Source organism: Synechococcus sp. R55.7, assembly GCF_047461955.1.
In the GTDB taxonomy this organism is placed as follows: Bacteria; Cyanobacteriota; Cyanobacteriia; order Thermostichales; family Thermostichaceae; genus Thermostichus.
Genome location: NZ_JANSIC010000361.1, coordinates 1 through 1,207 on the forward strand (window position 1 = coordinate 1; position 1,207 = coordinate 1,207).

General features: G+C 56.9%; 1 protein-coding gene. It reads right to left on the bottom strand.

All coding sequences use genetic code 11. The features are described 5' to 3' along the window. Positions 1–65 precede the first annotated feature (65 nt). Positions 66–1,130, bottom strand: coding sequence for a photosystem II q(b) protein (gene psbA / locus NW820_RS12485; RefSeq protein WP_011432036.1), 1,065 nt, complete (start codon positions 1,128–1,130; stop codon positions 66–68). Between the last annotated feature and the right edge of the window lie 77 nt (positions 1,131–1,207).

Here is a 1,207-nt window from a genome sequence, read left to right on the forward strand (position 1 = left end):
ACAAAAAAATCCCCCAGACCAAGCTGGGGGATCCACCAATGCTGTTGAAGCGTCAGGTCAGGCCATCAGCCACGCACCGCAGGCGCTACCTCCACCGCCGCCAAATCCAGCGGGAAGTTGTGCGCATTCCGCTCGTGCATCACTTCCATCCCCAGGTTGGCACGGTTCAACACATCAGCCCACGTCCCAACCACTCGACCGTTGCTGTCCACAATCGACTGGTTGAAGTTGAACCCGTTCAGGTTGAACGCCATGATGCTGATCCCCAGCGCCGTAAACCAAATCCCAATCACCGGCCAAGCCGCCAGGAAAAAGTGCAGGCTCCGGCTGTTGTTGAACGACGCATACTGGAAAATCAACCGGCCAAAATACCCGTGCGCCGCCACAATGTTGTAGGTCTCTTCCTCTTGCCCAAACTTGTACCCCAGGTTCTGAGACTCCTCTTCCGAGGTCTCCCGAATCAGGCTCGAGGTCACCAGCGACCCGTGCATGGCGCTAAACAGCGCACCCCCAAACACGCCAGCCACGCCCAGCTGGTGGAACGGGTGCATCAGGATGTTGTGCTCTGCCTGGAACACCAGCATGAAGTTGAAGGTCCCCGAAATCCCCAGGGGCATCCCATCCGAGAACGACCCCTGCCCAATCGGGTAAATCAAAAACACTGCTGTGGCCGCTGCCACGGGCGCAGAGTAAGCCACCGCAATCCAGGGCCGCATCCCCAAACGGTAGCTCAGCTCCCATTCGCGTCCCATGTAGCAGAACACCCCAATCAAAAAGTGCAGCACAATCAGCTGGTACGGACCGCCGTTGTACAGCCACTCGTCCAGTGAGGCGGCTTCCCAAATCGGGTAAAAGTGCAGGCCAATGGCTGCCGAAGAGGGCACTACAGCCCCAGAAATGATGTTGTTCCCGTACAGCAAGGAACCGGAAACGGGCTCGCGGATGCCGTCAATGTCCACCGGCGGAGCCCCAATGAAGGCGATGATAAAGCAGGTGGTGGCAGTCAGGAGGGTGGGAATCATCAGCACCCCAAACCAGCCAATGTAAAGGCGGTTATCGGTGGAGGTGACCCACTCGCAGAACTGCTCCCACACGTTGCTGGTTGAGCGACGTTGGATAACAGTAGTCATGAGGACAAACTTCCCTAAGGAAGCGCGAAGATTGACAACCTAAACTTAAAACATCCGTTAAGTTTCGTCAACCACCT

Excerpts from the sequence above, each read along its gene's own strand:
- psbA (WP_011432036.1), bottom strand. The coding sequence starts at position 1,130 with ATGACTACTGTTATCCAACGTCGCTCAACCAGCAACGTGTGGGAGCAG.